At 57.8% G+C, this 6,734-nt stretch carries 5 protein-coding genes; 1 reads left to right on the forward strand and 4 read right to left on the reverse strand.

The annotated features are described in order from the left end of the window. A partial coding sequence (gene putA, locus AC4FIC_RS06530) for a bifunctional proline dehydrogenase/L-glutamate gamma-semialdehyde dehydrogenase PutA (RefSeq protein ID WP_490359382.1) occupies window positions 1–2,832 on the forward strand: 2,832 nt, incomplete at its 5' end. A gap of 9 nt (window positions 2,833–2,841) precedes the next feature. Here the strand turns inward: putA and AC4FIC_RS06535 are convergent. The 4 genes from AC4FIC_RS06535 to AC4FIC_RS06550 form a co-directional block, all read right to left on the reverse strand. Continuing rightward, window positions 2,842–4,440 (reverse strand): RluA family pseudouridine synthase, encoded by a 1,599-nt coding sequence (locus tag AC4FIC_RS06535; RefSeq protein WP_273286070.1) that lies wholly within the window; start codon window positions 4,438–4,440, stop codon window positions 2,842–2,844. 220 nt (window positions 4,441–4,660) lie between these two features. Beyond that, window positions 4,661–5,563 carry a dTDP-4-dehydrorhamnose reductase gene (rfbD, locus tag AC4FIC_RS06540; RefSeq protein ID WP_100256322.1) on the reverse strand — a complete coding sequence of 301 codons (903 nt, stop codon included), beginning with the start codon at window positions 5,561–5,563 and terminating at the stop codon, window positions 4,661–4,663. Next, entirely contained in the window at window positions 5,560–6,123 is a 564-nt protein-coding gene (gene rfbC, locus AC4FIC_RS06545; RefSeq protein ID WP_273286074.1) for a dTDP-4-dehydrorhamnose 3,5-epimerase, read from the reverse strand. Before rfbC ends, rfbD begins: the two co-directional genes overlap by 4 nt. After that, the coding region (locus tag AC4FIC_RS06550) for a sugar nucleotidyltransferase (protein ID WP_476194872.1) at window positions 6,123–6,734 on the reverse strand (612 nt) is incomplete at its 5' end. The genes AC4FIC_RS06550 and rfbC, both read right to left, overlap by 1 nt.

Genomic DNA, 6,734 nt, shown 5'->3' on the forward strand with positions numbered 1-6,734 from the left:
GGCATCTCAGTTAAGTTATCGGCCCTCTACGCCCGTTATGAACCCTTACAAAAACCCCAAGTAATGACGATTCTGGTCGAGCGCACGCGCACCTTGGCCCGTCTGGCACGGGCCGCCAATATGGGCTTTAATATCGACGCCGAGGAATCAGATCGCCTCGATCTGTCTTTGGATATAATCGAAGCCGTCTTGGCAGACCCAGAGCTGGCCGGTTGGGATGGCTTCGGTGTCGTGGTTCAGGCCTACAACAAACGCGCCAGCGCGGTTATCGATTGGCTCCATGCCGTTGCCTTGCGACTCGATCGTCGGCTTATGGTGCGCTTGGTTAAGGGCGCCTATTGGGATGCTGAGATCAAACGCGCTCAAGTGCTCGGCTTGGCCGGCTTCCCACTCTTTACCCGCAAGACCGCAACCGACCTGGCCTATATCAGCTGTGCCAAACAGTTATTTGAGCTGAGCGATCAACTCTACCCGCAATTTGCCACCCATAATGCCCACACCCTGGCGGCGGTCCTCGAATTGGCCCCAGCAGGGGCACGCTATGAGTTCCAACGGTTGCACGGCATGGGTGAAAACCTGCACGCCATCGTCCGCAAACAGGCCCAGACTCGCTGCCGAATCTATGCCCCGGTGGGCAGTCATGAAGAACTGCTGGCCTATCTGGTGCGTCGCCTGCTTGAGAACGGGGCTAACAGCTCCTTCGTCAATCAGATCGGTGATGCCAATGTGCCCGCGGCCGAGTTGGCGCAGGACCCCTTTGACGCCCTGCCCCGCCTGATCAATCAAGGCCAGCATCGCGCCGTCCGTTCGCCCGTTGGGCTCTTTGGCACCTCGCGCGCCAACTCCCTCGGTGTCGATCTCAACGATGTGCTGGCACTAGACACACTCAATAGCCAACGTGCGCTCTGGGCCGACCACTTGTGGCAGGCTGCTGCTACCTTGCCCAACGCTCCGTCCGATCCAACCGCACAGCTGCGCTTCAACCCGGCTAATCTAACCCAAGCGGTCGGTCGGGTCAGCGATGCCACTAAACATCAAGTCGATGCGGCCTTAGACTTGCTCGAACAGGCCAGTCCGATGGCCAAGGCAGATCGGCTACAAGCTTTGCGCATCACAGCGGATCTGTTCGAAAGCCACTACCCGGAACTCTTTGCTTTGCTCGCGCGTGAAGCGGGTAAAACCCTGGCCGATGCGGTCGGTGAGGTACGCGAAGCCATCGATTTCTTGCGCTACTACGCTGATCAGGCCGAGCTGCAAACGAACGATGCAGGGCTGGGTTTGGTGGTGTGCATCTCGCCGTGGAACTTCCCCCTGGCAATCTTCGTCGGCCAGGTTGCCGCCGCGCTCGCCATGGGCAATAGGGTTATTGCCAAGCCGGCCGAACAGACGCCGCTGATAGCAGCGCGTGCCGTCGAACTGATGTACGACGCCGGCATCGCGCGCGACAACCTGGTCTTGTTGCCAGGCTCTGGCGTTGAGATCGGCACCCGCCTGCTCAGTGATGCGCGCATTAAGGGCGTCTGCTTTACTGGCTCAACCGGCACGGCGCAAATTATCCACAAAAACATCGCCGCCCACTTGGACACGAGCACACCGTTGGTAGCCGAAACCGGCGGACTCAATGCCATGATTGTCGACTCCACAGCCCTGCCGGAACAGGCGGTGCGCGATATAGTCGCGTCTGGCTTCCAGTCCGCGGGGCAACGCTGCTCGGCCTTGCGCATACTCTATATCCAGGAAGATATTGCCGACAAGGTCATCCCGATGCTCGTCGGCGCAATGGATCTGTTAACCCTAGATGACTGCTGGCAGACCTCCACCGACATCGGCCCCCTGATCGACGCCGCAGCGCAAAACAAGGTCCAAAACTATATCGACCAACAAAAAAGTGCTGGCAATCTTATTAAGCAATTGCGAGCGCCGAGTGGCGGTTATTTTGTTGGTCCGGCGCTGATTAGGGTTAGCGGCATCGCCGATCTGGGTGAGGAAATCTTCGGACCAGTAGTGCATGTCGCGCGTTTTAAGGCGGAAGACTATGGCTCGATCATCGATGCAATTAATGCCAGCGGCTATGGTTTAACCTTTTGCCTGCATTCGCGCATCGAGCAACGCATCGCCCAGACCTGCCGAAGCATACATGTTGGCAACACCTATATTAACCGCAATCAGATTGGCGCCGTGGTCGGCAGCCAACCCTTTGGCGGCGAGGGTCTCAGCGGCACAGGCCCCAAGGCGGGCGGGCCACACTATTTAGCAACCTTTGCCCAGCCCAGCCGAGTGTTCGGCGCGCAAACAGCCAACGACCTGAACCACTTGCCGGCGGTTTTGGTGCAACAGGCTTTAACAGCCTTGACACCGGCTTCGGCCGAAATCGTTGCAGAGCCGATCAATCTGCCCGGACCGACCGGCGAAAGCAACCGCCTGACTCTGTGGAGTCGAGGAGTCTTTATCTGCCTCGGCCCCGATGCCCAAACGTTGCAACAGCAGTATGAGGCGGTTCGCGCGGCTAAGGGCCGGGCCTTGCTGATCGGTCCCGATCTGGGTGTGCCCGATTGGCTCAATGCCAGCCTAACCGACGGCAGTGCACTTGCTCTGGTGGGCCAATTGGCGCCTAACGATCTGGCGAGCTTAACGGGTTTTGTGGGTCTGTTGTCGAATCAGGCGGAACCGATTCAACGCAGCCTGCGCCAAGCCTTGGCACAACGGGCCGGTGCGCTGCTGCCGTTGTTGACAGTGCCGGTGCGTTTATCGAGTCTGGTGATCGAACGCCACGTCTCGATTGACACCACCGCCAGCGGTGGCAATGCCGAACTGCTCACGATCGCGGAATAGCGAGGGCCATCAGGCCTCAGGGGTATAGAGAAAAATCAAATCTTGATCCATGCCCTTGGGGTCGTTCGAACGTTCAAAAATCAGTAAATCTTCGGTTCCGATCAGGCAGTGCTCCATACCGGGCACAAAGGCATATCGGTCCCCGGGTGCCAATGCATGGACCCGCAGCTCTGTCTCGCCCAGCTCACCCACCAACAGTAAACCTCGCCCTTCAATGACCTCAATTTGCTCTTGTTTTACGCTGTGTGTTTCCAGCGCCAGGTAGCCGCCGCGCTGCACCACTAAATACTTTTCAACTGTCGGCGGCGCGAGCCGAGTGATCACCACCCCGCCCCACGGCGTGGCAATAACGCTATCGGTCACGGCACCCTCGGCAATACGCGCTTGCAGCTCATCGAACTGGGCCTTCGGAGCCCCGTCCTGGTGAGCAACCTGGTTCCGCCACAGCGTACAGCTGGCACGGCAAAAGGCGTTAAAACTAGCTTGAGAATCAATTCGGCCAAATTCAGCCAAGCCCTCAGCCAGACCGGACAGATCCGGATTTGCCGCTAGGGCAGCGAAATTTACATCAAAAAAATCCGCTGCCGATGGGCTTGGGTTGGTCATGCCGAGGTCCTTTGAATTATTAGAGTGGGTTTGGGTTAAAACCAGCAAGGGGTCAAGCAAGCCGGCCAGAAAAGCCTGCCAGGCCATTGGATAGTGATCGTCCACTATCACCACTGGCGCCGTTTGCTGGTCATCGCTCTGCTGCAGGGTAACACGATGCGCCAGCAACAGTTGGTGCGGGCTCAGCAATTGCTGGTGATGCTCCGGCGTCAGGCTGTCGGCCAAACGATGCAGGTAATACTCACCCTGATGAGCGTAAATCTTGTCGCCGACGATGGCGTGGCCCAAATGCGCCAAATGCGCGCGGATCTGATGCTTGCGCCCGGTGACTAGTTCACATTCGATCAGACTGTAACCGGCCATGCGCTGTACAACCCGAAATCGGGTGGTGCTAGCCTTACCCTTTTCATCCGCGCGGCAGACATGCATCTGACAACGGATCGGACTGTCGCCCCGAACGGCCAATTTATTATTGACCTCCAGCTCGGTCCAATCGGGTGTGCCATAGACGATGGCTTGGTAGATTTTTTGCGTCACCAGGGTGTGAAATTTCGGTTGCCAGAGCTTCGCCTGATCGTTGTTTTTCGCGAACAATACAATGCCGGCCGTTTCCTGGTCGAGCCGGTGCAATAGCTGCGCCTCGGGCCAATCGCTCGTGCGCCGGACTAACGCCGTCAAGGTGTTGTAGACATTTCGTGTGGTGCGGTGCACCGGCAGGTTAGCCGGCTTGTGCACGGCAAAGAGCGCATCGTTCTGCCAGAGCAGCTGCCAGCCAATATCCACCGCCTCCTCACTGTAGTGATTAAGGCAAAAACTGAGCTGCTGGCCAAGGCGCAGCTGCGGATTACCAACCATCACCGAATCATCGACCAGGGTGGTATCAGCTACCAGCCGCGCGGCCCAATCGTTGTTGTCGATAAAGGGAAAGTAGCCATCAAGGTAGGCGTATAGGCTCAAGCCGTCGCCCTGATGACTAACAACGGCGTTAAAGGTGACATCCATTTTCGCTTTATACCTTTTGGCGCGGTGGGCCCGATGTGTATGGGGCAAGGAATCCGAAGGGTACTCAACCCAAGGGCCCACAGTATAGCCTTGCCGTCGTTATTTATTAAGAGGCCAGGCCTCTGGATCGAGCTATTAATAGCTAAAATTCGCTATCATCGAGCGGCTCAAGCTCTACCACGGGCATCTAACCCGTTTTACAAGCAACGCAACTTGAAACTTAGCGACCATCCGCCTTTAACCGGGCTAGGACCAACAGCAGTGCGCGCTGCCAGTCCGACGCAGGCACACCCAACTGCTGGGTCAATAATGAACTGTCCAAGGCGGAATAGGCCGGCCGTAAGGCTGGACTCTGGAACTCGGCGGCTTTGATGGGCACAAGCGTGGGCCGCTGCCGCAGCAGTCCGTGCGCAATTGCGCTGGCTACTATGGCTTGGGCAAAGTCGTACCAACTGAGCACCGAATTCCCGGCATAGTGAAACAGACCGGTCGGCCTTGGGCCGGCAACCGAGGGGTCCCAGGCCACAAGCCGCTTGACCACCTGAGCCAAATCGCCGGCATAGGTCGGGCAGCCCCGTTGATCGGTGACCACTTGAATGGGTTCGGCTGCATTGGCTAGCCGCAGCATCGTCTTGACAAAGTTAGTGCCGTATTCGCTGAACAACCATGAGGTCCGAATCATGGTGACGCGGCAGGCAGAGGCTAACACCACCTGCTCGCCGGCCAACTTACTGGCGCCATAGACCGATAGTGGATGCGGAGCCGCTTGTTCTTTATAGGGCGCCGGTCCGGTGAGGGGTTGACCGTCGAAGACATAGTCGGTGGAAAAATGTATCAGGTCGGTGTCGGTGTGCAAGCACAGTTCCGCCAGTCGACCCGGGCCTTGGGCATTCACCCGGTGAGCAGGCTCGGCCTCGGTTTCAGCCAGATCTACCGCGTTATAGGCGGCGGCGTTGATGACCATATCGGGACGATGCTGGTCAAAGGCGGCGCGCAGTTGGTCGAGATCGGTCAGGTCCAAATCGTGTCGAGTCAGTGGTACCAGCTGGTCGGGGCCGTCACGTAGGGCATCCTGCACGCAGCGGCCTAGCTGCCCTGCGGCGCCAAGCAAGAGAATCTTCACGCGTTGTCGGCCGGCGTTTCGGTCCGCCCTACCTCAGCGAAGACCATTCCCTGTTGGTCCTTGACCGACAGGAGCGGTACGTCGGTGATGGGCCAATCGATGCCGACCGTCGGATCATTCCAGATCAGGCAGCCTTCATCGCTCGGATCATAATAGTCGGTGCACTTGTATTCGACATCGGCGCCGTCGGATAAGACCAGAAAACCGTGCGCCAGACCCGGGGGTATCCAGAGCTGATGTTTATTCTTAGCTGAGAGGAGCAGACCTTGCCATTGGCCATAGCTGGGCGAGTCGGGTCGGATATCAACCACCACATCAAAGACCTCCCCAGACACCACCCGCACTAGCTTGCCCTGCGGCTTTCGGCGCTGAAAATGCAAACCGCGCAGCACCCCCTTGCGGGAATAGCTGTGATTGTCCTGCACAAAATCGAGTTCAATATTGAGCGCCAACCGATAGTCCTGCGCCTGGTAGGTTTGCAGAAAGAACCCGCGTTCATCGGCGAAGACACGCGGTTCGATGAGCTGTACACCGGCTAGCGAAGTCGGGCGCACGTCCACTACTGGTAACCCTCGGCGACCTGGCGCAGATAGCGACCGTAGGCGGTTTGTTGCAACAGCTGCGCGGCCCGCTCCAGTTCGGCTTGACTGAGCCAGCCTTTGCGAAAAGCGATTTCTTCCAGGCACGCGATTTTCAAACCCTGGCGCTGTTCAACCGTTTGCACAAATTGGCCCGCTTCCAAGATCGCATCCGGCGTGCCGGTATCGAGCCAGGCAAATCCCCGCCCGAGGATGGACACCTTGAGTTGCTTTTGGCGCAGATAGGCCTTGTTGATATCGGTTATTTCCAGCTCACCGCGCAACGACGGTTGAATGCTTTTGGCGATCGACACCACCTGATTGTCATAAAAATACAGGCCGGTGATGGCATAGGGAGAGGTCGCCACCTGAGGTTTTTCCTCCAGGCTCAGCGCTTGACCTTGATCGTCCAGCGTGACCACGCCAAACCGTTCTGGGTGGGTCACATGGTAACCAAACACCGTGGCACCGGTTCGACGAGCCATGGCATCGGCCAGACGCGTGCTAAAGTGTTCGCCGAAGAAAATATTATCACCCAGCACCAGGGCAACATTGTCCTGGCCGATAAACTGTTCACCGATAACAAAGGCTTG

The organism is Reinekea sp. (assembly GCF_982785585.1).

Bases quoted from the DNA above. Each gene is read 5' to 3' on its own strand.
- AC4FIC_RS06535 (WP_273286070.1), bottom strand. From the start codon at position 4,440: ATGGATGTCACCTTTAACGCCGTTGTTAGTCATCAGGGCGACGGCTTG.